General features: G+C 69.3%; 28 protein-coding genes, 1 tRNA gene and 1 riboswitch. Of the genes, 16 read left to right on the top strand and 13 right to left on the bottom strand.

The window, feature by feature from the left end; genetic code table 11:
- Positions 1-31: 31 nt before the first annotated feature.
- Both ACBJ59_RS12575 and ACBJ59_RS12580 read right to left on the bottom strand, forming a co-directional pair.
- A complete protein-coding gene (locus tag ACBJ59_RS12575; protein WP_375110338.1) occupies positions 32-787 on the bottom strand; it encodes a glycosyltransferase family 2 protein in 756 nt (251 codons plus the stop codon).
- Entirely contained in the window at positions 784-1131 is a 348-nt protein-coding gene (locus tag ACBJ59_RS12580; protein ID WP_364111341.1) for an STAS domain-containing protein, read from the bottom strand. Before ACBJ59_RS12580 ends, ACBJ59_RS12575 begins: the two co-directional genes overlap by 4 nt.
- Positions 1132-1441: 310 nt before the next feature.
- Between ACBJ59_RS12580 and ACBJ59_RS12585 the strand changes: the two genes are divergently transcribed.
- Positions 1442-1714: a hypothetical protein gene (locus ACBJ59_RS12585; RefSeq protein ID WP_375110339.1), complete on the top strand. Its 273-nt coding sequence runs from the start codon at positions 1442-1444 to the stop codon at positions 1712-1714.
- 16 nt (positions 1715-1730) lie between these two features.
- On the opposite strand, the gene ACBJ59_RS12590 is transcribed toward ACBJ59_RS12585, so the two are convergent.
- On the bottom strand, positions 1731-2837 hold the full coding sequence (locus ACBJ59_RS12590; RefSeq protein ID WP_375110340.1) for a sensor histidine kinase: 1107 nt from the start codon (positions 2835-2837) through the stop codon (positions 1731-1733).
- Complete coding sequence (locus tag ACBJ59_RS12595) at positions 2834-3529, bottom strand: response regulator transcription factor (protein ID WP_375110341.1); 696 nt, start codon at positions 3527-3529, stop codon at positions 2834-2836. The genes ACBJ59_RS12590 and ACBJ59_RS12595 overlap by 4 nt, the downstream gene beginning before the upstream one ends.
- 94 nt (positions 3530-3623) lie before the next feature.
- On the opposite strand from ACBJ59_RS12595, the gene ACBJ59_RS12600 reads away from it, so the two are divergent.
- From ACBJ59_RS12600 to ACBJ59_RS12610, 3 genes are all read left to right on the top strand, one after another.
- Complete coding sequence (locus ACBJ59_RS12600; protein ID WP_364111349.1) at positions 3624-3794, top strand: hypothetical protein; 171 nt, start codon at positions 3624-3626, stop codon at positions 3792-3794.
- On the top strand, positions 3791-3991 hold the full coding sequence (locus tag ACBJ59_RS12605) for a DUF6412 domain-containing protein (protein ID WP_364111351.1): 201 nt from the start codon (positions 3791-3793) through the stop codon (positions 3989-3991). The genes ACBJ59_RS12600 and ACBJ59_RS12605 overlap by 4 nt, the downstream gene beginning before the upstream one ends.
- A gap of 84 nt (positions 3992-4075) precedes the next feature.
- Entirely contained in the window at positions 4076-4717 is a 642-nt protein-coding gene (locus tag ACBJ59_RS12610) for a membrane protein insertase YidC (protein ID WP_364111353.1), read from the top strand.
- On the opposite strand, the gene ACBJ59_RS12615 is transcribed toward ACBJ59_RS12610, so the two are convergent.
- Positions 4701-5123: an ATP-binding protein gene (locus tag ACBJ59_RS12615; RefSeq protein WP_364111355.1), complete on the bottom strand. Its 423-nt coding sequence runs from the start codon at positions 5121-5123 to the stop codon at positions 4701-4703. The two genes, ACBJ59_RS12610 and ACBJ59_RS12615, sit on opposite strands and share 17 nt — an antisense overlap.
- 151 nt (positions 5124-5274) lie before the next feature.
- The gene (locus tag ACBJ59_RS12620; RefSeq protein ID WP_375110342.1) at positions 5275-7143 is read right to left on the bottom strand and encodes an ATP-binding protein; all 1869 of its coding nucleotides are present in this window, start codon (positions 7141-7143) and stop codon (positions 5275-5277) included.
- 95 nt (positions 7144-7238) lie between these two features.
- On the opposite strand from ACBJ59_RS12620, the gene ACBJ59_RS12625 reads away from it, so the two are divergent.
- Positions 7239-7817 carry a methylated-DNA--[protein]-cysteine S-methyltransferase gene (locus ACBJ59_RS12625; protein WP_375110343.1) on the top strand — a complete coding sequence of 193 codons (579 nt, stop codon included), beginning with the start codon at positions 7239-7241 and terminating at the stop codon, positions 7815-7817.
- Here ACBJ59_RS12625 and ACBJ59_RS12630 read toward each other — a convergent pair.
- Positions 7777-9114 (bottom strand): purine-cytosine permease family protein, encoded by a 1338-nt coding sequence (locus tag ACBJ59_RS12630; RefSeq protein ID WP_375110344.1) that lies wholly within the window; start codon positions 9112-9114, stop codon positions 7777-7779. The genes ACBJ59_RS12625 and ACBJ59_RS12630 overlap by 41 nt on opposite strands.
- Positions 9105-9217, bottom strand: a riboswitch (TPP riboswitch). (Overlaps the previous gene by 10 nt.)
- A 256-nt stretch (positions 9218-9473) precedes the next feature.
- On the opposite strand from ACBJ59_RS12630, the gene ACBJ59_RS12635 reads away from it, so the two are divergent.
- Both ACBJ59_RS12635 and ACBJ59_RS12640 read left to right on the top strand, forming a co-directional pair.
- On the top strand, positions 9474-9662 hold the full coding sequence (locus ACBJ59_RS12635; protein ID WP_375110345.1) for a hypothetical protein: 189 nt from the start codon (positions 9474-9476) through the stop codon (positions 9660-9662).
- Between the two features lie 79 nt (positions 9663-9741).
- Positions 9742-10164 carry a hypothetical protein gene (locus ACBJ59_RS12640; RefSeq protein WP_375110346.1) on the top strand — a complete coding sequence of 141 codons (423 nt, stop codon included), beginning with the start codon at positions 9742-9744 and terminating at the stop codon, positions 10162-10164.
- Between the two features lie 231 nt (positions 10165-10395).
- Here ACBJ59_RS12640 and ACBJ59_RS12645 read toward each other — a convergent pair whose 3' ends face one another.
- Both ACBJ59_RS12645 and ACBJ59_RS12650 read right to left on the bottom strand, forming a co-directional pair.
- A complete protein-coding gene (locus ACBJ59_RS12645) occupies positions 10396-10719 on the bottom strand; it encodes a rhodanese-like domain-containing protein (RefSeq protein WP_375110347.1) in 324 nt (107 codons plus the stop codon).
- Entirely contained in the window at positions 10716-11135 is a 420-nt protein-coding gene (locus ACBJ59_RS12650) for a winged helix-turn-helix transcriptional regulator (RefSeq protein ID WP_375110348.1), read from the bottom strand. Before ACBJ59_RS12650 ends, ACBJ59_RS12645 begins: the two co-directional genes overlap by 4 nt.
- Before the next feature lie 130 nt (positions 11136-11265).
- Here ACBJ59_RS12650 and ACBJ59_RS12655 point away from each other — a divergent pair, with 130 nt between their 5' ends.
- The gene (locus tag ACBJ59_RS12655; RefSeq protein WP_375110349.1) at positions 11266-12639 is read left to right on the top strand and encodes an MFS transporter; all 1374 of its coding nucleotides are present in this window, start codon (positions 11266-11268) and stop codon (positions 12637-12639) included.
- Here ACBJ59_RS12655 and ACBJ59_RS12660 read toward each other — a convergent pair.
- Both ACBJ59_RS12660 and ACBJ59_RS12665 read right to left on the bottom strand, forming a co-directional pair.
- Positions 12632-13510, bottom strand: coding sequence for an Fpg/Nei family DNA glycosylase (locus tag ACBJ59_RS12660; protein ID WP_375110350.1), 879 nt, complete (start codon positions 13508-13510; stop codon positions 12632-12634). The genes ACBJ59_RS12655 and ACBJ59_RS12660 overlap by 8 nt on opposite strands.
- A gap of 42 nt (positions 13511-13552) precedes the next feature.
- The gene (locus ACBJ59_RS12665) at positions 13553-14158 is read right to left on the bottom strand and encodes a TenA family protein (protein ID WP_375110351.1); all 606 of its coding nucleotides are present in this window, start codon (positions 14156-14158) and stop codon (positions 13553-13555) included.
- 23 nt (positions 14159-14181) lie between these two features.
- Between ACBJ59_RS12665 and ACBJ59_RS12670 the strand changes: the two genes are divergently transcribed.
- The gene (locus tag ACBJ59_RS12670; RefSeq protein ID WP_375110352.1) at positions 14182-14835 is read left to right on the top strand and encodes a GPP34 family phosphoprotein; all 654 of its coding nucleotides are present in this window, start codon (positions 14182-14184) and stop codon (positions 14833-14835) included.
- 10 nt (positions 14836-14845) lie between these two features.
- On the opposite strand, the gene ACBJ59_RS12675 is transcribed toward ACBJ59_RS12670, so the two are convergent.
- The gene (locus tag ACBJ59_RS12675; RefSeq protein ID WP_375110353.1) at positions 14846-16111 is read right to left on the bottom strand and encodes an LCP family protein; all 1266 of its coding nucleotides are present in this window, start codon (positions 16109-16111) and stop codon (positions 14846-14848) included.
- A 244-nt stretch (positions 16112-16355) separates the two neighbouring features.
- Here ACBJ59_RS12675 and ACBJ59_RS12680 point away from each other — a divergent pair, with 244 nt between their 5' ends.
- Positions 16356-17705 (top strand): hemolysin family protein, encoded by a 1350-nt coding sequence (locus ACBJ59_RS12680; protein WP_375110354.1) that lies wholly within the window; start codon positions 16356-16358, stop codon positions 17703-17705.
- A complete protein-coding gene (locus ACBJ59_RS12685; RefSeq protein ID WP_375110355.1) occupies positions 17702-18718 on the top strand; it encodes a hemolysin family protein in 1017 nt (338 codons plus the stop codon). Before ACBJ59_RS12680 ends, ACBJ59_RS12685 begins: the two co-directional genes overlap by 4 nt.
- 317 nt (positions 18719-19035) lie before the next feature.
- Here ACBJ59_RS12685 and ACBJ59_RS12690 read toward each other — a convergent pair.
- Positions 19036-19118, bottom strand: a tRNA-Leu gene (locus ACBJ59_RS12690).
- Between the two features lie 199 nt (positions 19119-19317).
- Between ACBJ59_RS12690 and ACBJ59_RS12695 the strand changes: the two genes are divergently transcribed.
- The 5 genes from ACBJ59_RS12695 to ACBJ59_RS12715 are packed head-to-tail and all read left to right on the top strand — an operon-like array spanning position 19318 to position 24690.
- Positions 19318-20058 carry a DUF3662 and FHA domain-containing protein gene (locus tag ACBJ59_RS12695; protein ID WP_043619792.1) on the top strand — a complete coding sequence of 247 codons (741 nt, stop codon included), beginning with the start codon at positions 19318-19320 and terminating at the stop codon, positions 20056-20058.
- A 17-nt stretch (positions 20059-20075) separates the two neighbouring features.
- Positions 20076-20546: an FHA domain-containing protein gene (locus tag ACBJ59_RS12700; RefSeq protein WP_364111383.1), complete on the top strand. Its 471-nt coding sequence runs from the start codon at positions 20076-20078 to the stop codon at positions 20544-20546.
- The gene (locus tag ACBJ59_RS12705) at positions 20543-21844 is read left to right on the top strand and encodes a Stp1/IreP family PP2C-type Ser/Thr phosphatase (protein ID WP_375110356.1); all 1302 of its coding nucleotides are present in this window, start codon (positions 20543-20545) and stop codon (positions 21842-21844) included. Before ACBJ59_RS12700 ends, ACBJ59_RS12705 begins: the two co-directional genes overlap by 4 nt.
- Positions 21845-23233: an FtsW/RodA/SpoVE family cell cycle protein gene (locus ACBJ59_RS12710; RefSeq protein WP_375110357.1), complete on the top strand. Its 1389-nt coding sequence runs from the start codon at positions 21845-21847 to the stop codon at positions 23231-23233.
- Complete coding sequence (locus tag ACBJ59_RS12715) at positions 23230-24690, top strand: peptidoglycan D,D-transpeptidase FtsI family protein (RefSeq protein WP_375110358.1); 1461 nt, start codon at positions 23230-23232, stop codon at positions 24688-24690. Before ACBJ59_RS12710 ends, ACBJ59_RS12715 begins: the two co-directional genes overlap by 4 nt.
- Positions 24691-24711 lie beyond the last annotated feature (21 nt).

The following is a 24711-nucleotide window of genomic DNA, read 5'->3' on the forward strand; positions in this document are numbered from 1 at the left end:
AGGGCGAACAGAGCCCTGCGGCCAAATCGGGTCAGCGTTTCGGACGGAGCCGGTCGAGGTTCTGGACGACCAGAGGCTCGCGTACGGCCAGCGCCCGCGCCACGTCCCGCAACTGCCGCGCCCGGTGGAGCTGGGCCCGCAGGTCCGTGCCCGTGGCCCGGTGCGACATGTCCACCTCGACCTCGGTCACCCGGTAGCCCTTGCGCAGCAGGTCGATCGTCAGCGCCGTCTCCACCCCGAACCCGTGCGCCAGCGGCCGGGCCGCCTCGAAGGCCGCTCTGGTGAGGCAGCGTTGCCCGTTGAGCGGCTGGGCCGGGTCGAAGCCGGTGGCCCGGCGGATGCCCTCTTTCGAGAGGCGGACGACTAAGCCGTGCCCGCCGAGCTTCACCCTCGTCGTGAACACCGCGATCGTCATGTCGGCCGTGCCCTGGCGTACGGGCTCGATCAGCGGCGCCGCGGCCTGGGCCGTCCCGCCCAGGTCGGCGTCGAGGAAGAGCAGGTGGCGGGGGGTGGCGTCCTCGTCGAGGAGGCGCACCGCCTCGGCCCCCGTCTCCATCGCGGCGGCCTTGCCCCGGTTGCGGCTGTGCCGCACCACCCGGGCCCCGGCCGCGCGGGCCACCCTGCCGGTCTGGTCCGCCGAGCCGTCGTCCACGACCACGACGAGATCGACCCCGGGCAGCGCCGCGGCGGCCTTGACGGTGGCCGCGATGCGGTCGGCCTCATTGGCGGCCGGGATGATGACCGCCGTGTCGCCGCCGCTCCGATCCGCACTCAGAGGTTCCGTCATGATCCCTCTGTTATGAGGAACTCCTGCGGCACCTCATCGTGCACGGTGAACACCGAGTCGAGCCCGGTGACCTGCAGAATCTTGCGTACGGCGGGACGCGGGGAAGCCACCTCGAGCGACCCTCCCTGCTCTTTCATGCGCTTGAGCGCCGAGAGCAGCACGTTCATCCCCGTGGAGTCGCAGAAATCCACGGCGGACATGTCGATGACCACCCGGCTGGGCCCCTCCTGCAGCAGCCGAGTGAACTCGGACTGCAGGTGAGGCGCCGTGTAGAGGTCGATTTCTCCGGTGACCGCGACTAGCGCGCACCCGGCATGTGATCGAGTCGAGACCTTGAGCTCCACATGGGCAGGCTAGCGGCGCGAAGGCTTCCGGTCACGTTGTCACGCCGATAGGGGAACGACAGGTTTTTGTCCTGCGTTTGGGCTCCATGAAAACGGAGAGTACGCGAAGCTTGACAGCGTGACACCGGAACCGGCAACGCTTCACGGAGAGGGAGGGGCTGGGGCACGCGCGACGGGCCCCGCATCGATGAAGGCCGACAAACCCGAAGATCCACAGCGTCAGGGGCTCCGAGAACGCCTGGAGACCATCCTCATCAGCACAGAGAAGGCGACGTCATGGCATGACCAAGCGGGGCGCCTGCGCGGCCTGGTGAACCACGAAGGCTACGTCCCCATCCGCACCCGGCTCGCCATCGAGGACCTGGAGTTCCTCGCCGGGGCGCGCACCGAGCTGCTCAGGTTCACGGAGCTGGGGCTCAGGTTGCTCGATCTCCACCAGCCGCGGGACGCGGGGGGCATCACGAGCGACACCGCCCACCCGATCCTGCGGTGCCGGAGCTGCATGTGGCGCTGGCCTTGCCCGACATTTCGGGCAATGTCGGAGTCCTTCGGTGCATCGCGGGATCTGCCGGAGAGCGCCTGAGGGGCAAGACCGGCCGTCAGCCGCTGACCAGGGGAAGCCGGATCTCGAACCGGCACCCCGGCCCGTCGTTGACCACCCCGATCACCCCGTCGTGCGCCTCCACGATCCCTTGCGCGATGGCCAGCCCCAGCCCGGCCCCTCCATCGGCGGTAGGAGTACGAGCAGCCTCCCCCCGGAAGGCCACTTCGAACACCCGAGGCAGATCCTCCTCGGGTATCCCCCCGCAACAGTCCGTGACCGACAAACAGGCCATCCCCTCCGCATCCACCCCGGCCCTGAGCACCACGGCCCGGTCGGACGGCGTGTGCCGGATGGCGTTGACCACCAGGTTGCCCAGGGCCCGGCCGAGGGCCCCCGCGTCGGCCTCCACCGGCACCGCGGCCGCCGCCTCGGCCGTGAGCAGCACCCCTTTGGCCCGGGCGAGCGGCTCCGCCCCGGCCAGCGTGTCGGCGACGAGGTCGGCCAGCCCGATCCTGGCCCGCGACAGCCGCAGCGACCCGGCGTGGATCCGCGACAGCTCGAACAGGTCGTCCACCATCCCCGACAGCCGCTCCACCTCGAGCCTGATCTGCCTGTGGTAGCGCGCGACCGTCCCGGAGTCGGACACCACCCCGTCCTCCAGCGCCTCGGCCATGGCGCGCATCCCGGCCAGCGGCGTACGCAGGTCGTGGCTCACCCACGCCACCAGCTCCCGCCGCGCCCCCTCCAGGGCCCGCTCCCGCGCGTACGCCTCCTCAAGGGTGTTCGCGATCGTCTGCAGCTCGGCCGGCAGCCCCTGGGGCGCGACGAACGGCAGGTCGCGTACGGCCGCCACCAGCCGCCTGCTCTCCCCGACCACCCGCTTGGCCAGCACGAACGCCACCCCCAGCCCCACCAGCCCGCCCACGGCCACCACGCTCAGCACGAAGTCCTTGGTCGGCCCCTCGATGATCATCTTGGTGATGATCGCCACGACGCCCGCCAGCGTGGCCGCCACCGCGACCACCACGACCACGGCCAGCATCACCCCGATGGACCTGGTACGCAGCCGCCACATCACCCAGATGCCCGCCAGCGCGACCAGCAGCCCGAGCCCGGCCGTGACGCCCACGACCATGGGCAGGTCCCCCGGCTTGGGCATCATGGGCCCTCCAGCGGCTCGTACCGGTAGCCGACCCCCCACACCGTGACGATCCTGCGCGGCTCGGTCGGGTCGGGCTCGATCTTCTCCCGCAGCCGCCGCACGTGCACGGTCACGGTTGACGAGTCGCCGAACGACCATCCCCACACCTGGTTGAGCAGCGCCGACCGGCTGAACGCCTGCCGCGGGTTACGCATGAGGTAGGCCAGCAGGTCGAACTCCCGGGCCGTCAGCATCACCTCGGCGTCGCGCCGCCGTACCTCGTGGGCCCCCACGTCCACCACCAGGTCGCCGTCGCGGAGCACCCCCGTGCCCCCGGTGACGGAGGCCCCGCGCGCCCGCCGCAGCACCGACTGCACGCGCAGCGCCAGCTCGCGCGGGCTGAACGGCTTGGTGACGTAGTCGTCGGCCCCGGTCTCCAGCCCGACCACCCGGTCGATCTCCTCGCCGAGCGCGGTCAGCATGATCACCGGGACCGGCCAGCGCTCCCTGAGCTTCCTGCACACCTGCAGCCCGTCGATCTTGGGCAGCATCAGGTCGAGCACCATGAGGTCGGGCGGGTTCGCCAGCGCCCTGCGCAGCGCCTCGACGCCGTCGCCGACGCACTCGACCTCGTGCCCGTCGCGCTCCAGATAGCGCGCCACGACCTCGGAGACCGTGGGATCGTCGTCCACCACCAGGATGCGCGTGTTCACGACTTCACGGTACGGCCGTGGTGCACGTAAGTGACATGTACGTCATTGGTTCGTAAGGCTCGCGGATCATGTCCCCAGGACGTACGGTTGCCTCATGGGTAGAGTCGTGATGCTCGTCATAGGGACCTTGCTGGGTCTCTTCGTGCTGTTCAACTTCTTGCTGCCGATGCTGGTCGGCCTGGTCAAGCTCGCTTTGATCGTCGGTGTGGTCGCTCTGCTCGTCTTCGTCGCGGTCACCGTGGTGGGCAAGTCGCGCTCGCAGTGACGCAGATCCTGTTCGATCCGTGGCTGGTGGGGATCACCATGGTGGCGATCCTGCTGCTGGCCACGTGGGCGGCCACGCTGCTGCCCACGCTCAGCGGAGAGCCGCCGAGCTTCCCGCTGACCTATGCGCGCCGCACGGCCTTCCAGCGGCAGCGCGATCCGGACGCGGCCGGTCGTTCGCGCCCGCGAGCCCCCTAGGCATGCCCCGCTTTCCAGTAAGGCGGGGCTCCCTCTGTGAGACGAGTGAGCCCCTCGTCCGCCTCTCCTAGGGAACAAGGGCTCATGATCGATTCTCTCGTCACCTTTGTCATCGGCATGTCCGGCGGCAGCGCCGCGCTCGGGATCGTGCTGTTCACGCTGGCCGTACGCCTTCTGCTGCTGCCGCTCAACGTGCGCCAGGCCCGTACGATGAAGATCCGCGAGCGGCTCGCCCCCAAGCTGCGCGAGCTGCAGCAGCGGCACGGGCGCAACCCGGAGCGCCTGTCGAAGGAACTGTCCGCGCTCTACGCCAAGGAAGGCACGTCGCCGTTCGCGGGGTTCATGCCGATGCTGGCGCAGTTGCCGTTCATGTGGCTGATGTACCGGGTGGCCACGCATCCGACCGCGCTCGCCGGGCACGACCTTTTCGGGGCTCCGCTGGGGCAGCAGGTGGCGGGGTTGGTAGCCAATTACGGTCTGGTCAGCATGCCGGTTTTGGTCTTTGTATTGGTCATTCTGCTGATCGTGGCGGTGGCGTGGTTCTCCGCCCGGCAGATCAAGGTTCAGGAAGAGCAGCCGGAGCTGATGAAGAAGATCATGCGGCTGCTGCCGTACGGCTCCGTGCTGGCCGCTCTGGTGCTCCCCCTGGCGGCCGGCCTCTATCTGCTCGTCTCCACGGCCTGGACCGTCAGCGAGCGGGCCGTGCTCGCTAGCCGGCCTCTCTGAGTGCCGCCACCTGCCCGTTCATCGATTGACTGGGGGCGGGCAGGATGGCCCATACGGTCGTCGTGTCCCCGTCGTGCCTGACCCCCCAGCTCTCGGCCACGTATTCCACGATGCCGAGCCCCCGGCCCCCGAGCGAGGACAGGGTCGGGCGGCCCGCCCGCGGCTCGGTGGCCGCACCCCCATCGCTCACCGCCACTTCGATGTGATCGTCACTGCGTAGCCAGGCAACCCTCACCATGCCCGACGGCAGCGGATGCGCGTGCCGCAGCGCGTTGCTCAGCAACTCGCTCACCACCAGCACGGCATCGTCGATCGCGGCGGAAAAGACCCCACTGTCCTGCAGGTCAGTGCTCAGACGCTGGCGGGCGACGGCAACGCTGGACGGCGCGTACGGCAGCAGCACCACGCTTGACACACCCACCTCCCCGTTACCTGTGCCCCCCGCGGGAACACTCCCCGGTACGACCGAAATGCCCCGTTACTCAATCCCAGAAACCGCATCTCGATCACAGCTTGTACACATTGGACGATAGATCAGCTCAACCGTGACCACCTCGTTACCGCATCGGTGTGTCGGATCCGATAGTGGAAACGCATCTCAGTACGAGCCGCATTCTGGTGCCTCCTCCAGGCCTCGGATGAGCGCTGACATCTCCGCCCTGCGCCCTGGCGAGACTGCGGACGATGTAGAGACCGAGCCCCACTCCACCAAACCGTCTTCGGTCGCCGCTGTCCACCTGGACGAAGCGCTCGAAGATCCGCTCCCTGTCGGCCGGGGCGATGCCGACCCCCTCGTCGTCGACCACCACGACGACGTTGTCGTCCTCCGGCCACGCCTCGACGCTGATCAGCCCGCCCTTCGGCGAGTACTTGAACGCGTTCTCCAGCAACTGCCCCAGGACGATGTCCGTGGCCAGCGCGTCGCCCAGCACGTACGGCAGCCCGTCCGGCATGACCACCTCGACCCGGTGCCGGTCAGACAGGGCGGGCAGCCCCAGCGTGGCCGCGTCGATCCGCTCGGCCAGGTCGAACTCCTCGATCCGCACCTTGAGCTCGTCGGCCCCGGCCCTGGCGCCCAGCAGCAGGTGGTCCATGAGCTCGCCCAGGGACCTGGCCCGCTCGGCGATCGTGTGCACGGCGGAGCGGCGCTCGGGGTCGCCCATCTTGTCCCAGCGCGAGTCCAGCGTGCTGGCGAACCCCCGCACGATCGTGATCGGCGTACGCAGCTCGTGGCTGGTCGTGGCCAGGAACAGGTCCTTGGCCTCCTCCAGCTCCTTGGCCGCGGTCACGTCGCGGAAGTCGACGACCACCTCGCCGGTCTCCTCGATCTGCGCGCTCACCACGTCCAGCCACCGCCCGTTGTCCATCTGGGAGGTGACCTTCTCGCCCGGCTTGGGCAGCGGGAACGGCGGCGGCCCGCCGATCACGGACGCGGCGGGCAACGCGGTCAGCTCGGCGGCGGCCGGGTTCCACCGCACCACGTGGCCGGCCTGGTCGAGCACGGCGATGCCGTCGGCGCTGGCGTCGAACACGGCCCGCTCGTGCGCCCGCTGCCGCACCGCCTCCTGGTAGGCCACCGCGTTGCCGACGGCGATCCCCGCATGCCCGGCCAGCAGCTCCAGCAGCTCCAGCTCCAGGTGCCCCGGCCTGCGCCGGGCGAACAGCGAGTAGAGCGCGCCGTACGGGCGCCCGCCGACCGCCGCCAGGCCGAGCGCGATCGTGTGCAGGCCGTTGAGCCGCGCCCACACCAGGTCGTCGAGCCCGTCGGACTCCAGCATCACGGTCTTGCCGGTGCGTAAAAGCTTGTCCACGAGGCTCGTACGCAGGTCGCTGGTGGCGCCCCTGATCGTGTCCGGCAACTGGTACGTGCTGACCACCCGCAACCTGTCACCCTCGATCAGCACGAACCCGCCCGCGTCCGCCCCGGTGAGTTCGGTGAGGTTGGCGGAGATCCGGTCGAGCACGGCCGACAGCTCCAGCTCGGAGTTGATGTCGCCGACCACGTCGGTCAGCCGGCGCACGAGCCTGGCCCGGCGCGCCATCCGGTTCCTGGCCACCTCGTCGGCCCGGGCGGGGTGGTAGACGCACACGTAACCGCCCACGGCGTTGCCCAGCCGCAGGGCGCTGATGTCCACCCGCAGGTCGAGCACCGTGCCGTCGCTGCGCACGCGCTTGGTGCGCAACGACACGGGCTCCCCCGTGCGTACGCGTTCCAGCACGGCGTTGTGCTCGGCGGTCAGCTCGTCAGGCACGATCGGCGCCCTGCGCCCGAGCAGCTCCTCCGCCGGCCACCCGAACACGCGCTCGGCCGCGGCGTTCCACACCAGCACGCTCTGGTCCCGATCGAGCGCCACGACGGCGTTGGGCGAGCTGGCGAGCGCCGCGCGAGCGATCTCATCGTCACTACCGGCCCATTCGTCCCCCACACCTCCATAGTGCACGTGGCGCGGTGGGTGCGTCGGGCGATCCGTCCGATACGCTGCGGTCACGGTAATTCCTGGCGGGTGGGAGGGTGAGGGGTATGTCGAGCAACGATCTCGATGCCCTGCTGCGGGTGACCTCCAGCACCTATCGGGGTGACACACCACCGGACATCGCCTTCGGCACCTACGACGGGGCCGTGGGCAGGATGGTGCTGGCGGTGACCGGCAAGGGCATCGCCGCCTGCAGCTTCGAGCCGGAAAACGACGTCTTCGAGCTGGTCAGCAGGCATGTGGGCAGGTTCATCGGGCCCGACGCGCGACGCCTCGACCCGGTGCGCAGGGAGCTCGACGCCTACTTCTCGGGGCGGCTGCGCGCGTTCGCCACGCCGGTGGACCTGACGCTGGCCACGACTTTCGCGCGCACGGTGCTGCAGAAGACCATGGCGGTCCCCTATGGCACCACCACCACGCTGGAGCAGATCGGCGAGAGCATCGGCCGGCCGCGCGCGCTGCGGGCGATCGGCAACGCGCTGGCCTCCAACCCCATCTGCGTGATCGTGCCCTGCCACCGGGTGGTGCGCGAGGACGGCGCGCTCGGCGACTACGCGGGGGGCGCGGCCGCCAAGCAGCACCTGCTCAACGTCGAGCGGCGGACCGCCGGGCCAGCAGCCCGATGAGCAGCGTCACCAGCGCGGCCACCAAGGCACCGCCCAGGGCGCCGTTCATCCACGGCTGCCGGACGAAGCCGAGGACCTCGCGCACGCCCGCCCACCACGCGTCCCACTGGGGGATCGTCGGCGTCGAGGTCGTCAGCCAGTAGGCGGCGAAGCCCAGCGCCCACGGCACCAGCATCGACCAGCGCGAGGGCGCGTCCTCCGCGGTGTTCCAGCCCGTGCCGCGGCGCAGCAGGAAGTAGTCCACGGCGAGCACCGCGAACATCGGCACGAACACCGCCCCGATCAGGCCGAGGAACACCCCGTACGAGGTGACGTCCACCAGCAGGGCGATCACCACGGTGAGCACGCCGATGCCGACGGAGAAGACGCGCCGGTCCATCCGCGGCATCAGGTTCTGCAGCGAGACCGTGGTGGAGTAGACGTTGGCGAAGGACTGGTCGGTCTCGCGCAGGACCAGGATGCCGAAGAACAGCGCGCCCAGCGGCACCGCCACGAACGGCCCGAACACCGACGTCTGGTCGGCCTGCACCCCGGCGGCGCCCGCGAGGGCCACCGCGTACACGCCCAGCCCCAGACACGCCACCTGGGCCAGGGTGTATCCGCCGACCACGCCGGTGAAGGCGGCCCTGCTGGAGCGCGAGTGGCGGGCGAAGTCGGCGGCCATCGGCACCCAGGACACCGAGAGCGCGATCACGTAGTCGACCGCGGCGGGGAAGGCCGTCCAGCTCCCGCCCTCCGGGGAGGGGGCGTCGCGCAGGAAGAACACCGTGAACCAGATCATCGCGATGATCACGCCGACGGTGACGTACCGGCGCAGCAGCCGGATCGACCCGAGCGGCCAGATCGTCAGCGCGGTGGTCAGCACCCCCGCCACGACCACCCACACCTGGTACGGCACCGAGCCGAAGATCGCGGTGGCACCCTTCGCGATCACCCAGAGCTCGAAGGCCCCCCAGCCGATCATCTGCACGATGTTCAGCACCGTGGGCACGTAGGAGATCCTGGCCCCGAACAGCCCGCGCAGCAGCACCATCGCCGGCTGCCCGGTCTGCGTGCCGGGGATGGCGGACAGGCCCACCATGGCGGTGCCGATCAGGCTGCCCACCACCGTGGCCACCAGCACCGCGGCCAGGCTGAGCGGGGCGTCGCCGAGCGGGTTGAGCAGGAGCAGGGCTCCGGAGAAGCCGAGGAGGCTGACCCCGAGGTTCGCCCAGAGAGCGCCCTGGTCGAGCACGCCGAGGGTCTTCGGCGGGCGGCCTTCGAGGGTCAGCGGAACTTCTTCGACGCCATGCGTCATCGCACACTCCCTACGCCGGCATTACCCGGACAGGTTCATGCGGTCGGCAGCAGCAGTAGCTACCCTCTCAGCCTGGTTGCCCCAAGCTCCCGCGGGGGTTGGTACACGAAGCCGGGATCATCCCAGCTCGCGCCCCCATGATGCACCATTCGTCCTAGATCGGCCACCACCGGGTAGCTGCCATCGCGCCCTCGGGAGAGTCCGTGCAGGTCCGCAGGACGAACAGCTGGCCTCTCGCACCGCGTCGGCGGGCTGCCCACGCACGCATTCTCCAAGCCACGCTGTACATCACTGCCGGGCGACCAGGCATATTCCCGGCATATTCCACGGTGCTGCCGAGGAGTGCAACGATCGCTCCGGTGAACCTCGGGCCGTATTCCACCCCCCTGGAACCAGGCGAGGCGACCCTGACCCGCCCGGGTGTGGCCGGAAAGCCCATCGTCATCAGAGACGACGACATCCGGCACCCCGGCGCCACCTGTGCGGTGCTCACCGCCTTCGAAGACGTCACCTCGCACGTCTCCCCCGCGGCCACGCGGGAGAGCTGAAGTTCACGTTCCACGGCCAACCGAACCAACCGAGACATCTCTTGCTGGAGGACTGTTGAAGACACGCATTCTGGGCGCCGTGCTGGGAATCGCAGCGTTGAGCGGGCTGCTGGTGGCAAGCCCGGCGCAGGCGGCCGACGGAGTGTCCTCCGCCCGCGTGGAAAACCCGGACAGAGCCGGCGCCGGGTACGTCCGGACGACCGTCGACTTCGTCAGCCGGACGAGGGTCGTCTTTCGGAACTTCACGGTGCGCGACATCTGCCCCGCTGACAACCATGGGGTGCGGGCCCAGATGGAGTGGACGCACACCGACCTGACCACCGGGTACAGCGCCTGGAAGGTGGACACCAGCTGCGGCTCCCACGGCACCAACTTCGGAAACTTCGTCCGCACCGGCCCCAAACCCATACGGGTGGTCCGCGTGAGGGTGTGCATCTACAAGCGATCAGGCCAGCACCTGGCTTGCGACTACAGCCTGTCCCGAGACAACCAGTACACCTGAGCCGCTGACGCTCAGGCTCTCAGCTGGTCGGCGTAGGCGGTAACCGAAGGCGTCGGCGAGCAGGGCGAGTTCGCCGTGACCGGAAGCGAAGCTGGAACGTACGCCGCCGGCCTGCCGAGCTCGGCCTCGCCGTCGGAGGAGAAGGCGGCGTGGATGGTGAATCTCGCGCTGCAACTACTCGAAGGCGATCTCCATCGACCGGGCCCGGTGCCGCACCGCGGTAACGCCGCCTCATGCCACGAAGGGCTCCTGGCCCGTCTCGCTGACCATCGGCCGGCGCGCGGACTCCCACGACTGCATGCCGCCCCCGACGTTGACCGCGTCGCGCCCGAGCTGGTTGAGCCAGGCCGCGACCTGCAGCGAACGGCCGCCCACCCGGCACACGACGTAGACCGTCCGGTCGCCGGGCACCTCGTCGACCCGGCCCTGGATCTGCGTCATGGGGATGTGCACGGCTTCGGGCGCGTGCCCGGCCAGCCATTCGTCCTGCTCACGGACGTCGAGCAGGTAAGCGTCGGCGGGAACGGCGTTGGCCTCGATCTCAGGAACGGTCATGGCTCCATCATCTCGCGCCGCGAGTCGTAGGCCGCACGCGCCTCCGCGATCTCCGCCTGGTGCTCCTCGGTCCACGTGACCAGGGACTTGATGGTCTGGTGCAGCGTACGGCCGAGCGGCGTCAGCGCGTAGTCCACCCGGGGCGGCACCACGGGGTGAACCGTGCGGGTGACCAGGCCGTCGCGTTCGAGCTGGCGCAGGGTGACGCTGAGCATGCGCTGGCTGACGCCGTCGATCTCGCGGCGGAGCTGGGTGAAGCGCAGGCTCTGGCAGTCGAGCAGGGCGATCACCAGCAGCGACCACTTGTCCGCGATGCGGTCGAGGATCTGCCGGACCTCGCAGTCCTCGCGGGTGTCCCACTGGCGTACGTCGTAGTCGTCGTCCACGGTGCCTTCGCAGTAACTGAGTGATCTCAAAGTGCCGTCTTCCACGACATTTCATCCTGGCCCATGATGTGGACGGTTACAAGAGAGAACTGACATGCCGAGAAGTAACCGGGGGTTTGTTGTGTCTGTGCCCGCCCGTTCCTGGGGCGTACTGATCGTTTTGTGCGGTGCCATCTTCCTGGAGGGCATCGACGTGGCCATGCTGAACGTCGCCCTCCCGTCCATCCGGGCCGACCTCGGGCTTTCCACCAGCATGCTGAGCGGGGTCGTCAGCGCGTACGTGCTGGGGTACGGCGGTTTCATGCTGCTCGGCGGCCGGGCGGCCGACCTGCTGGGCCGGCGGCGGATGTTCCTGCTCTGGCTGGTGGTGTTCCTGCTCTTCTCCGGTCTCGGCGGCTTCGCGACCGAGGGCTGGGTGCTGCTGCTGGCCAGGTTCGTCACGGGGGTGGCCGCCGCGTTCATGACCCCGGCCGGCCTGTCCCTGATCACCACGAACTTCCCCGAGGGCAGGCAGCGCAACCGGGCCCTGCTCATCTACGCGGGCACGGCGGCGGGCGGGTTCGCGCTCGGGCTGGTGATCGGCGGCCTGCTGACCGCGATCGGCTGGCGCTGGGTGTTCTTCGCCCCCGTTCTGCTCTCGCTGGTCATCCTGCTGGCCGCGATCCCCCTGCTCAAGGAGCCGGCCACGGACCGCCCCGCGGTGCGGGGGTTCGACGTGGCGGGCGCGGTGAGCATCACGGGGGCGATGATGCTGCTGGTCTACGGTGTCGTACGCCTGGAGCACCCGTCCGACGGCCTGCCCCTGACCGTGGCGGTCTTCGCCGCCGGCCTGGCGCTGGTCGCGGCCTTCGTCGCCGTCGAGCGCCGCTCCGCCGTCCCGCTGGTCCGCCTCGGCATCCTGCGCTCGGGCCCGCTCGTCCGGGCCAACCTGACGGCCGCCCTGCTCACGGCCTCGTTCTTCGGCTTCCAGTTCCTGGTCACGCTCTACCTCCAGGAGTTGCGCGGCTGGTCCACCATCCAGACGGGCCTGGCCCTGCTGGCGGCCGCCGCCGACGTGGTGCTCGCGCCCACGCTCACGCCGTGGCTGGTCAACCGGTTCGGCAACGCCAAGGTCGTGCTCGGTGGCCTGCTGTCGGGCCTGCTGGCGTACGCGCTGTTCCTCGGGGTGGGCCTGGACTGGGCGTACGCGGCGATGCTGCCGTCGATGCTGCTGATCGGCCTGATGTTCGCCTTCGTCTACGGCCCGCTGACGATCGTGGCCACAGACGGTATCGCCGAGCACGAGCAGGGCCTGGCCGGCGGGCTGATCAACTCCTCGTTCCAGTTCGGGGCGGCCCTGGGTCTGTCCCTGGTGACCGCGGTCAACGTGGCCGCCCTGGGCACGGCGACGGGCGCCGAGGCGGGCCTGGCCGCGATGCGGACGGCCCTGGTGGTGCCCGTGACGGCGACCCTGCTGGCCGCGATCATCGCCGCCGCCGGCCTGCGTTCCCGGGTCCGCGACGAGAACCGGGTGCTGAGCGGCAGCGCTACTTGAGCAGCTTGGACAGGCGGCGGTCGGCCAGCGGCTTGCCGCCTGTCTGGCACGTGGGGCAGTACTGCAGCGATGAGTCGGCGAACGAGACCTCGCGGATCGTGTCGCCGCACACGTCGCAGGGCTGTCCCGCACGGTTGTGGACGCGCAGCCCCGACTTCTTCTCCGCCTTGAGGTCCTTGGCCGCCAGCCCGTGCGCGCGCTCGACGGCGTCTCTCAGCGTGGTCACGATGGCCTCGTGCAGGTCGGCGACCTGCACGTCGGTCAGCGTCGCGGCGATCTTGAACGGGGACATCTTCGCCGCGTGCAGCACCTCGTCCGAATAGGCGTTGCCGATGCCCGCGATGATCTTCTGGTCGCGCAGCAGCCCCTTGATCTGGGTGCGGTTGCCGCCCACGATGTGCTTGAGCGCGTCGACGGTGAACGTATCGGCCAGGGGGTCGGGGCCGAGGGCGGCGATGCCGGGGACATCGTCCGGATTTTTCGTGACGTAGACGGCGAGGCGCTTCTGCGTCCCCGCCTCGGTCAGCTCGAACCCGGGCGCCAGGCCCTCCTCGTCGGGCGCCAGCCTGACCCGCACCGCCAGCGGCCCCTTGCCCGGGCGCACCGGCTTGGCGCCCGAGAGGTCGTCGCGCCAGCGCAGCCACCCCGCGCGGGCCAGGTGGATGACCAGGTGCAGGCCGTCGCAGTCGAGGTCGAGGAACTTGCCGTGCCTGGTCACGCCGGTGACGGTCAGCCCGCCGAGCGCCGTGACCGGCGGGTCGAACGTCTTGAGCGCCTGGAAGGCGACCACGTCGACCCCCAGGATCGTGCGGCCCACCGCCCGCTCGCGCAGGAAGTGGGTGAGAGACTCCACTTCGGGAAGTTCGGGCATGCCACCAGACTACGGTGCCGGGTACGGTGCCGGCCGTACTGTCTAGGGCACGTCCCAGAAGGCCAGCTCGTGTGCCATCCCCGCCGCGAACAGGGCCTCGGCACGCGCCGGGTCGGGATCGGCCTCGTCGATCATCTGCGCGATCCGCACGGTGAGCGCCTCGAACCCGGGGTCGGCGTACGTGTCCACCCAGGCCCGATATCTCGGCTCAGCGGGCGGATTCTCCGCCAAAATCCGTCCAAGACTCGAATATCCCCACATGCACGGATAAAGCGCCGCCAACCCCTCCCCGTACGACCCCGCCGACTCCAGCAGGAACGCCGTGTACGCCGCGCACGCCGGCCCCTTCACCGCCCCCTCCAGATCGGCCCCGAACTCCGCCGACATCGTCCGGTGCAGCCTCAGCTCGTCGTGGTACGTGGTGTGCGCCAGATCCACGAGATCGCCCAGATGCGCCGCGGGCGCCTGCCAGGCCAGCCGGGCGAACACCCGCACGTAGTCCAGCAGGAACAGGTAGTCCTGCTCCAGCCACGACCGGAACACCGGCTCGGGCAGGTCACCGCGCCCGATCCCGGCCACCGTGGGGTGCTCGATCTGGGCCTGGAGCAGCGGGCGCCCGATGGCGTGCAACTTTTCGGAGATGGTCATGGCTGGGAGGTTAGTGTCGAAGCATGACGGTGACGATCGCCGAGGAGCTCCTCCTCCTGGCCCACAGCGAAGACCAGGGCAAGCCGCTGATCAGCGCCATCCAGCTCGATCCTGCCCTCGCCGGCGCGATCCTGGCCGAGCTGGCCGTCCACGACCGGGTGGAGCTGTCGAAGAAGAAGCTGGCGGTCAAGGACCCGACCCCACTGGGTGACGAGGAGCTCGACGCCGCCCTGGCCCTCATCACCGCCAAGGGCGGCACCAGGAACCCGGCCTGGTGGGTGCAGAAGCTGCAGTCGGGCAAGCTGCGCAACCGCCTGCTGACCCGCCTCGCCGCATCCGGCGTGCTGACGGAGGAGCGGGTCAAGGTGATGGGCATCTTCCCTGTCTCGCGCTGGCCGGAGGCCCACCCCGGGGTCGAGGCGAACGTCAGGGAGCGGGTCTCCGCCGTCCTGGCGGGCGCCGACCCCGACGCCCGCACGGCCGTCCTGATCGCGATCACGCACGCGGCCAAGCTGGACCGCAAGGCGTTCCCCGGCGCCGACAAGGCGCGCATCAAGGAGATCGCCGAGGGCGCCTGGGCGGCCGACGCGGTGGCCAAGACCATCGCCGCCATCAACGCCGCCGCCATGGTCGCCGTCACCGCGGCGGCCACGGCGGGGGCCGCCGGCAGCAGCTGACGAAACCGGCTCAGCCGGCGTCCACGACCTCCTTGGGCACCGGCTTGTCCTCCTTCAGGGCGTTGAACAGCGCCAGGGCCTTCGCCCGGTCCCACTTGACCGCCGTGCCACCGGCGGGGATGACCTCGTTCCCGCCGAACGGCACGACCGTGGTCACCGGGCTGTCACCCATGGCCAGCCCCAGCGAGAGCATGTTGAACACGCCCGTGCCCGAGTCGACCACGACCGCGTCAGTGGCGCTCATCGCCAGCGGGATCGCGGTGAACGGGTTGAGCAGCACTCCCGGGCTGGCCGCCTTCTTCACGACCGCGCCGAGGAACTGCCGCTGCCGCTTGGTCCGCTCGAAGTCGGGCAGCGCGCCACCCTTGCGGGTGCGTACGTATCCGAGGGCCTGGCCGCCGGTGAGCAGCTGCGTGCCCTTCTTGAGCTTGAGGCCCGCCTTGGGGTCGTCCACGGCCGCGCGGACGTTGATCTCGACCCCGCCGACGGCGTCCACGATCTCGACGAACCCGGCGAAGCCGATCTCCATGTAGTTGTCCACATGCACCCCGGTGACCGTCTCGACGGTGCGGACCAGGAGCTTGGGGCCGCCGATGGCGTAGGCGGAGTTGAGCTTGTCGCGCCCCTTGCCCGGGATGGTGACCGCCGAGTCGCGCGGCAGGCTGACCAGGGTCGGCTTGTCGCTGCCCTCGGGGATGTGCAGCAGCATCATCGAGTCCGTACGCTGCCCGGCGGCCCGGCCGGTGGCCAGCTTCCTGCGCTGGGCGGCGGTCAGGCCCTTGCGGCTGTCGGAGCCGACGAGCAGCCAGTTGGTGCCCGGGGTGTCGGCGGGCCGGCCCGTGTAGTCGTCGAGCACGCCGTCGATGCCCGACAGCCTGGAGTCGATCCAGAAGACCAGGCCCACGGCGGCCACCAGCACCACCACCAGGAACCCGGCGACGATCGTCAGGATGGTCTTCCCCGACGGTCGCTTGCGCGGCCCCCGCGGCCCCTTCGGGGTGGGCTCGCCACGCGACTTCAACGGCTTGACGGGGCTGCTGCCGGCGCGTTCCCGGCCGTACACCCGCGAGCTGCCCCTGGGCGGCTCCGCCCCGGGTGGGGCTTCCGCGGGAATCGGGGAGGCGGCGGGAAGCTTGTGCGTGGGTGCTCCCGGCCCTCCGGCGGGCATCCGGTGCGCGGGCGCGCCCCCGGAACGCAGGCCGTCACCAGGCCGTGGTGGCAGCGGGCGGCCGTCGCCTGGCGAGCGCATGGCTCGTGTCCGGTCGTCCTCGGTCACTTCGCCTTCTTCCCTTCGCTTTGTCATAAACGCTACGTCCAACCCCCCAGCAGTGAAGACGTTCCGCCAAGGTTTTCCCACGGAAAAGTACGCGGAACCAGCGGAGAGTCACTGCGGAAACATAGATGCCACCAGCATCGTTACGGTTATGGACGACCTCTATCGAAGGGATGATCGTGTCCGATCCGGACCCCTGGAGTCTTCGCCCGTGCTCTGGCACGGGTTCCTCTGAGGGCTCACCACGGTGAGCGCCTATCTCGGGCTGCTGGCCCTCCTGCTCCTCACCGCGGCGACCGGCTACTTCGTCGCCCAGGAATTCGCCTTCGTCGCCGCCGACCGCGGCCTGCTTCGTGAGCAGGCCGCCGCGGGTGACGCCGCCGCCGCGAAGGCGCTCCAGGTGACCTCGCGCCTGTCCTTCATGCTCTCCGGCGCCCAGCTGGGCATCACGGTCACGGCACTGCTGGTCGGTTTCCTGGCCGAGCCCGCGATCGCCACCCTCGTACGGCCGTGGCTGACCGACGCGGGCCTGTCCGACGCCATGGTCACCGGCATCTCGGTGGCGCTGGGCGTCTTCGTGGCGACCGTCGTGCAGATGGTCTTCGGCGAGCTGGCCCCGAAGAACCTGGGCATCGCCAGGCCGGAGCCGGTGGCCAAGTTCCTGGCCGGTTCGACGCTGGTCTACCTCGCGGTCGTGGGCCCGGTGGTGCGGCTGTTCGACTCGGCCGCCACGGGCCTGCTCAGGCGCGTCGGCATCGAGCCCATCGAGGAGGTGGAGCACGGCGCCACCCCTGAGGAGCTCTCCCGCATCATCGCGGAGTCGACCCAGGCCGGCGAGCTGCCACCGAGACTTTCCGACCTCCTCGAACGAGCCCTGGAGTTCGGCGACCGCACGGCGGAGGAGATCATGGTCCCGCGCCCCCGTGTCGTGGTCCTGCGGGCCTCCCAGCCCATCTCTGACCTCCTCGACGCCATGCGCACCCGCGGCCACTCCCGCTACCCGGTCCTCGGCGACGACGGGGACGTGGTGGGCGTGACAGGCGTCCGCGAGCTCCTGGCCTCGGGCCTGGACGAGGGCCGCATCGCCACCATCACCCGCCCCGCGCTCCTGGTCCCCGACTCGGTCCCGCTGCCGGCGGTCCTGGACCGGATGCGAGCGTCGAAGGACGACATAGCCTGCGTCATGGACGAGTACGGCGGCCTGGCGGGCGTCATCACCGTCGAGGACCTGGCGGAAGAGCTGGTCGGCGAGCTGGTGGACGAGAACGACCCGGAGCCGGCCGGCGCGGTGGAGCACCCCGGTGGCATCTGGGAGGTCCCGGGCCGGCTGCGCCTGGACGAGGTCGAACGCGCGACGGGCATCGCGCTCCCGGAGAGCGGCGACTACGACACCCTCGCCGGCCTGGTCCTGGCCAGGCTGGGCAGGATGCCGAACGCCGGCGACACGATCACGGTCCCGGTGACCCCGGAAACGGATCCGTTCACCCAGGACACGGGTGAGCACCTGGCGGAGCTGACAGTGATGTCGCTGAACCGCAGGGTCCCCGAGTGGGTCCGCCTGACACCGGTCCAGCACGCGGAGGCGACCCGCCGATGACCATGATCATCCTGAGCCTCGCCCTCCTGGCGTTCAACGCCCTCTTCGTGGCGGCCGAGTTCGCCTTCGTCTCCTCACGGCGCCACCGCCTGGAGGAGATGGCGGTGGGCGGCAACCGCCTGGTCAGGCTGGCCGCGAAATCGGCCGCCGGCGGCAGCCGCCAGCTCTCCCTGATGCTCGCGGGCGCCCAGCTGGGCATCACCCTGTGCACCCTGGGCCTGGGCCAGGTGACAGAGCCGGCGATCGAGCACTACCTGGAGCCGGTCTTCGCCGCCATAGGGATCCCGGAGGCCATGCGCGTACCGATCGCCCTGGTGATAGCCCTGGCGTTGGTCACGTTCCTGCACATGGTCATCGGCGAGATGGCCCCCAAGTCATGGGCGCTGACCCACCCGGAGCGCGCGGCGTTGCTCCTGACCTTCCCGTTCAGGGCCTTCACCACGGCGATGCGCCCCTTGCTCTCGGCCCTGAACGCCCTGACCAACCTCATCCTCCACCTCTTCGGCGTCCAGCCGAGAGACGAACTGGCCACCACGAGAACCCCTCGCCAGCTGGCCATGCTGGTAGGCGAATCAGGCCGGATGGGCCTCCTGGACAGGGAGGAGCACGACCTCCTGACCAGAGCCCTGAGGCTGGACGACGAGGGCATAGAACGCCTGATGGTCCCCATAGACCAGGCGACGAAGGTCCCTCTGACCGCGACGGCGGCCCAGATCAGATCCACCGCAGCGGGCAGCACCCACCTGAGGCTCCTGGTGGAGGGCCCGACAGGCGTGGAGGGCGCCCTGCACGCCCGAGACGCCCTCCTGAACCCCTCGAGCAAGGCGAGCGACCTGTCGCGGCCCCTGCCGAAGCTCCCCTGCACCACCCAGGTCCCGGAAGCAGTGACGATCTTGCAGGAGCAGAGATCCCACCTGGCTTTGGTGACGAATCAGGAGAAGACAGTCATCGGAATGGTGAGCCTCACCGACCTGGTGGGCGAACTACTGGACACAAGAGCGGCTGTGACCTAAAACACAGAGGGCCGGGCAGGACGCAAGTGCCAAGAAACCACCTTGCAACCACCCGGCCCTACAGTCCGAAGGGCGGCCACAGCCGTTACCAACAGGTTCTTGAAAAGAAAGACCCGCACCCTTGCGATCCGCCCAGCACTTCGCCAAGCTGCCAAGGACGCAACCGCGAGGGTGTGTCGGGGGTCTGGGGGCGAAAGTCCCCAGGAGCGCCAGCGATAAATGCTGGGGGTCCGGGGGTCATCCCCCGGTTGGATATGACGAGGGGACCCGAGGGAGCAAGCCATAAGGCTCGCGACCAAGAGTCCCCAGTCACCGAGTGGGCGAGGAGGGATTTGAACCCTCACGTCCTTTCGGACACACGGACCTGAACCGTGCGCGTCTGCCGTTCCGCCACCCGCCCTTGTGGGTGCGGAAAGAACATTAGCACGGAACAGCCACTGGTACTGAACCCGGATACGATCGCATAAGACACGGGAGCGGAGGAGCTGGGCGCGACTGCCGACGAGCGCCAGGGACACCGTCCCGTGGAACGGGCGGAAACCGGGCGCCGGAAGCGTCTGGGGGCCGCGATCATATGCACGGAGGAAGGGAGGTACCCGGTGGGAGTCCTTCAGCGCTTCGAGCGAAGGCTCGAAGGCTTGGTTGAGGGAGCCTTTGCGCGGGCGTTCAAATCTGACCTTCAGCCGGTCGAGGTCGCCAGCGCGGTTCAGCGGGAGATGGATGAGCGTGCGGCGATCGTCGCTCAAGGTCGCACGCTCGTGCCCAACGACTTCGTGGTTGAGCTGTCCACGACCGACAGCGAACGGCTTGAGGTCTACGCCGACAGCATCAGCCACGAACTGGCCAACCTCGCCAGGGAGTACGCCAAGGAGCAGGGCTACTCCTTCGTGGGACCGGTCCGGGTCCGCTTCGAGACCGCCGGCGATCTGGCTGTGGGCTTGTTCCGCATCCGGTCGGGGGTCATCCGCGGCGCGACGGTCGAGCAGGACGAGATCCGCCAGCCGGCGAGCGACCTGCCTCCGTCGAGACCGCACGCGTTCAACGGGCGGCCGCGGCTGCTCGTCTCCACCCAGGACGACCCGCAGGGTGACCGCTCTTACGAGCTGACCACTCCGGTGACCTTGCTCGGCAGGGGCACCGACTGCGATCTTCGTCTGGTCGATCCCGGCGTTTCGCGGCACCACGCGGAGCTACGCGTCGAGGGCCAGCTCGTGGTCCTGGTCGATCTGGGGTCGACGAACGGTACTTTTGTCAATGGCCAGCCGGTACGCAGGATCGAGCTCCAGAACGGCACGCGAGTGACTCTGGGGCGTACGACTCTGGTGTTCCGGCGCGATTAGGGGTAGACAGACGGTCCATGTCCGAGCTCACGCTGCTGCTGATCCGGCTCGCTTTCCTGGCGGTGCTGTGGTTCTTCGTCATTGCCGCAGTCGGCGTGATCCGGACTGACTTGTTCGGTTCACGCACGGCTTCCGCGGGTGCACGCAAAGCCGTGAAACCCGCCAAACCGGTGGCCAAGCCCAAGAGCAAAAAGGGCGAGCCACGCCAGCTCATCGTTACGGGTGGCCCTCTCCAAGGCACCACCATTAACCTCACGGAGACGCCCATCACCATTGGCCGGGCCAATGACGCCACGCTGGTAGTCACCGACGACTACGCTTCCAGCCGGCATGCCCGGCTCTTCCCTCAGGACGGTCAATGGATCGTGGAAGATCTTGGGTCCACCAACGGCACGTATCTCGACCGCTCGAAAGTCACCCGCCCGACCCCGGTGCCGCTCGGTGTTCCGATCCGCGTCGGCAAGACAGTCATTGAATTGCGCAAATGACCATCGCACTCCGCTACGCCGCCCGCTCGGACGTCGGCCTCCTCCGCGAAGGGAACGAGGACTCGGCGTACGCTAGCGGCCGCCTGCTCGCTGTCGCCGACGGCATGGGCGGGCACGCACACGGCGAGGTGGCGAGCTCAGTCGCCATCGCCGCCATGGCCTCTCTGGAAGAGGCCCAACAGGGGGGTGACCTGCTCAACGCCATCGAGGCAGCGGTACGCGACGCCAACCGCAAGCTGCACGAAATGGTGGGGCGGGATCCCAGCCTCAAAGGCATGGGCACGACTCTCACGGCCATGCTCTGGCACGGCACCCAGGTCGCCCTGGTGCACGTCGGCGACTCGCGCGCCTACCTGCTCAGACGCGGGGAGCTCTACCAGATCACGCATGACCACACGCTGGTGCAGCAACTCGTCGACGACGGGCGCATCACGCCGGAAGAGGCGGCCACACATCCGCAGCGCTCGATCCTGCTGCGCGCGCTCGACGGAAGCGGCGAGGTCGATCCCGATCTCACGCTCCGCGAGGCGCAGGTGGGCGATCGCTACCTGCTGTGTTCCGACGGCCTGTCCGGTGTGGTGAGCGCGGAGACGCTGCACGCCACGCTCACCAACATCGACGACCCGGAGGAGGTCGTCCGCCAGCTCATCGACCTGGCGAACAGGGGTGGCGGGCCCGACAACATCACCTGTGTCCTGGCCGACGTGCTGGAGATCACCGATGGGCAGCTGGTGCCCGTGGAGGCCGCCGTCGTCGGCGCCGCGGGGATGAACCGGCTGCGCGGGAATCCGCAGGACACCTCGCCGGGGCGAGCCGGCGCGGTGACCGCACCCCAGCCGGTGCTCACCGACGACGAATTCGATGAGCCGGTCGCCGAGACGGCGCCCCGGCGGTCCCGGAAGCGTCGTCGAGTGTGGCCCGTGCTGGTCACCGTGCTCGGCATAGGCATCGTCGGCGCCGGCGTCGGCGGTTACTTTGGATACCAGTGGACTCAGGACCAGTTCTTCGTCGGCGCTAGGGGCGACGAAGTGGTCGTGTACCAGGGGATCAAGAGGGAGGTCGGTCCGTTCCCGCTCTTCCACGTCTCCAAGCCCACGGGCAAGCAGCTCTCCCAGCTGTCCGAGGCCGACCAGGCGCTGATCAAGAGCGGCATTCCCGTCACCACCCTCGCCGAAGGCATCACGAGGATCAACAGCTTGAAGTTCTCCCAGGAAACGAAGGACGACAGCGAGACCTCCACGGGGGCGAGCGCGACCCCCACGCCCACCGCCACCGCGACCAAGACGAAACAGCAGTAGATGAGCGAAGTCGCCGTCTCCCCCGTCCCGATGCCGGCCAAACGGCGCGGGGCTCAGCTGGTCATGCTCGCGCTCGCGGTGCTGATCGTCATGGGCGCGTACGCGAACGTGGGCCTGGCGATGGACGGCCGGGTGCCCGCGGGCATGCTGACGTACGGCCTGAGCCTGGGCGGTCTGATGCTGGCCGCCTACCTGGTGCTCGCCAAGTTCGCCCCGTGGGCCGATCCGCTGATCCTGCCGCTGGTGACGCTGGTCAACGGCATCGGCCTGGTGATGATCTACCGGCTGGAGAACTCCGGCGCCAGTATGCAGGCGGGCGCCTCGGCCACCAACCAGATCATCATGACCGGCATCGGCGTGGTGCTCTTCGCCGTGACGCTGCTGGTGCTGCGCGACCACCGCACGCTGCAGCGGCTGACCTACACGGCCGGGCTGATCGGCGTCGTGCTGCTCATCTCGCCGCTGGTGCCGGGGCTGGGCAAGGAGATCAACGGCGCGCGCATCTGGATCGGGTTCGGCGCCGCCACGATCCAGCCGGCCGAGTTCGCCAAGATCGCGCTGGTCATCTTCTTCGCCGGCTATCTGGTCGCCAAGCGTGACGTGCTGGCGCTGGCCGGGCGGCGGCTGCTGTTCATCGACCTGCCCCGGGCCCGCGACCTCGGTCCGGTGCTGATCACCTGGGCGATCGCCATCGGCGTGCTGGTGCTGCAGAAGGACCTGGGCTCGTCGCTGCTGCTGTTCGGCGGCTTCGTGGTGATGCTCTACGTCGCCACCCAGCGCACCTCGTGGGTGCTGATCGGCATCCTGCTGTTCGTCGGCGGCGCGTTCCTGGCCGGTCAGATCTTCTCCCACGTGGGCGACCGCTTCGACGTCTGGCTCAACCCGGGTGCGAGCGAATACTACGAGCGCAGGTTCGGCGGCAGCTTCCAGATCATGCAGGGCCTGTTCGGCCTCGGGGCGGGCGGCATCCTGGGCACCGGCCTGGGGCAGGGTCACCCCGACCTGATCCCGCTGGCCTTCTCCGACTTCATCTTCAGCGCCACCGGCGAGGAGCTCGGCCTGACCGGGCTGATGGCGATCCTGATGATCTACGCGCTGATCGTCCAGCGTGGCCTGCGCACCTCGCTCGCGGCCCGCGACCCCTACTCGAAGCTTCTGGCGGGCGGCCTGTCGTTCATCCTGGCCTGGCAGGTGTTCATCATCGTCGGCGGCGTGACCAACCTCATCCCGCTGACCGGCCTGGTGACCCCGTTCATGTCCCAGGGCGGCTCGGCGCTGCTCGCTAACTGGATCCTTATCGCGCTCCTGGTACGAACGTCAGATGCCGCGAGACGCCCCCCACCCCAGGCGATCCAGAACGAAGGACTGACGCAGGTGTTCCAGCGATGAACGGCACCCTGAAGCGCGTGGCCGTGGCCTGCCTGGCCATGTTCGCGCTCCTGATGATCAACGTGAACATCGTCCAGGCCGTGCGGTCCGAGGGGCTGCGTACCGACGCGCGCAACACCCGCAACTACTACGACCGCTACGCCATCGAGCGCGGCCGCATCACGGCCGGCGGCAAGGTGATCGCGCAGTCCGTCGAGACGGACAGCAACAACTTCCGGTTCGTCAGGAAATACGCCGAGGGCAAGCTCTACGCGCACGTCACCGGCTTCTTCTCGCCGGAGAGCGCGAGCGCGATCGAGGGCACCGAGAACAAGCTGCTCGACGGCTCCAGCGCTGACCTGCTGCTGCGGCGGAGCATCGACCTGTTCACGGGCGAGCCCACCAAGGGCGCCAACGTCGATCTCACGATCAACCCCAAGGCGCAGAAGGCCGCCTACGACGCGCTGCGGCAGAGCGGCAGGCGCGGGGCCGTCCTGGCACTCGACCCGAAGACCGGGGCGATCCTGGCGATGGTGTCGCTGCCCACGTACGACCCCGCGGAGCTGTCCGGCACCGAGAAGGGCCCGGTCTTCCAGCGCTATGACGAGCTGGCCAAGGACAAGAGCCAGCCGCTGCTCAACCGCACCATCGGCCAGACATACCCGCCCGGGTCGACGTTCAAGGTCGTGACGGCGGCGGCGTTCCTGGAGGACGACCCCTCGCGCGGCCCCGACACCACGGTGGAGGCCCCGCAGCGGCTGCCGCTGCCCAACACCAACATCAGCCTGCCCAACTACGGCGGCGCGGCCTGCGGCAGCGGCCAGGTCACCCTGATCTACGCGCTGGAGAGGTCCTGCAACACGCCCTTCGGTTCGATGGGCATGGAGCTGGGCTACGCCAAGATGAACGAGCAGACCGAGAAGTTCGGCATGGGCGAGCCGCTCGCCGTGCCGATGTCGGTGGCCGCGAGCGACTTCGGTCCCGAGGAGGACAAGGCGGCCCTGGCGATGGCCTCGATCGGGCAGCGCAGCAACCGGATGACGCCGCTGCAGATGGCCATGATCGCCGCGGGCATCGGCAATGACGGCACGGTGATGAAGCCGTACCTCGTCAACAAGATCACTGACGCCAAGGGCGAGACGATCGAGGAGGCCAAGCCCGATGAGCTGACCGAAGCGGTCAGTTCCGAGACGGCGGGCAAGTTGCGCGAGATGATGGTGAGCGTCGTGAACAACGGCACCGCCAACCTGGCGCAGGTCCCAGGCGTCCAAGTAGCGGGTAAGACAGGCACTGCGGAGACCTCGAACGGGCAGCCTCCGCACGCCTGGTTCATCTCCTTCGCGCCCGCCGAGGACCCGAAGGTGGCCCTCGCGGTCATCGTCGAGTCCGGAGCGGCCAAGGTCGGCGCGGAGGCGACCGGCGGGCACACCGCCGCGCCGATCGCAAAGGCCGTGCTGGAGGCGGTGCTGAACAAGTGAGTGACGGTAACCTGCTGGGTC

Origin of the sequence: Nonomuraea sp. MTCD27, from assembly GCF_041950495.1 — a bacterium.
Lineage (GTDB): Bacteria > Actinomycetota > Actinomycetes > Streptosporangiales > Streptosporangiaceae > Nonomuraea.

Bases quoted from the DNA above. Each gene is read 5' to 3' on its own strand.
- ACBJ59_RS12700 (WP_364111383.1), top strand. From the start codon at position 20,076: ATGTCCGAGCTCACGCTGCTGCTGATCCGGCTCGCTTTCCTGGCGGTG.
- ACBJ59_RS12610 (WP_364111353.1), top strand. From the start codon at position 4,076: ATGATCGATTCTCTCGTCACCTTTGTCATCGGCATGTCCGGCGGCAGC.
- ACBJ59_RS12670 (WP_375110352.1), top strand. From the start codon at position 14,182: ATGACGGTGACGATCGCCGAGGAGCTCCTCCTCCTGGCCCACAGCGAA.
- ACBJ59_RS12660 (WP_375110350.1), bottom strand. From the start codon at position 13,510: ATGCCCGAACTTCCCGAAGTGGAGTCTCTCACCCACTTCCTGCGCGAG.
- ACBJ59_RS12685 (WP_375110355.1), top strand. From the start codon at position 17,702: ATGACCATGATCATCCTGAGCCTCGCCCTCCTGGCGTTCAACGCCCTC.
- ACBJ59_RS12630 (WP_375110344.1), bottom strand. From the start codon at position 9,114: ATGACGCATGGCGTCGAAGAAGTTCCGCTGACCCTCGAAGGCCGCCCG.
- ACBJ59_RS12590 (WP_375110340.1), bottom strand. From the start codon at position 2,837: ATGATGCCCAAGCCGGGGGACCTGCCCATGGTCGTGGGCGTCACGGCC.
- ACBJ59_RS12600 (WP_364111349.1), top strand. From the start codon at position 3,624: ATGGGTAGAGTCGTGATGCTCGTCATAGGGACCTTGCTGGGTCTCTTC.
- ACBJ59_RS12625 (WP_375110343.1), top strand. From the start codon at position 7,239: ATGTCGAGCAACGATCTCGATGCCCTGCTGCGGGTGACCTCCAGCACC.
- ACBJ59_RS12715 (WP_375110358.1), top strand. From the start codon at position 23,230: ATGAACGGCACCCTGAAGCGCGTGGCCGTGGCCTGCCTGGCCATGTTC.
- ACBJ59_RS12665 (WP_375110351.1), bottom strand. From the start codon at position 14,158: ATGACCATCTCCGAAAAGTTGCACGCCATCGGGCGCCCGCTGCTCCAG.
- ACBJ59_RS12575 (WP_375110338.1), bottom strand. From the start codon at position 787: ATGACGGAACCTCTGAGTGCGGATCGGAGCGGCGGCGACACGGCGGTC.
- ACBJ59_RS12645 (WP_375110347.1), bottom strand. From the start codon at position 10,719: ATGACCGTTCCTGAGATCGAGGCCAACGCCGTTCCCGCCGACGCTTAC.
- ACBJ59_RS12705 (WP_375110356.1), top strand. From the start codon at position 20,543: ATGACCATCGCACTCCGCTACGCCGCCCGCTCGGACGTCGGCCTCCTC.
- ACBJ59_RS12710 (WP_375110357.1), top strand. From the start codon at position 21,845: ATGAGCGAAGTCGCCGTCTCCCCCGTCCCGATGCCGGCCAAACGGCGC.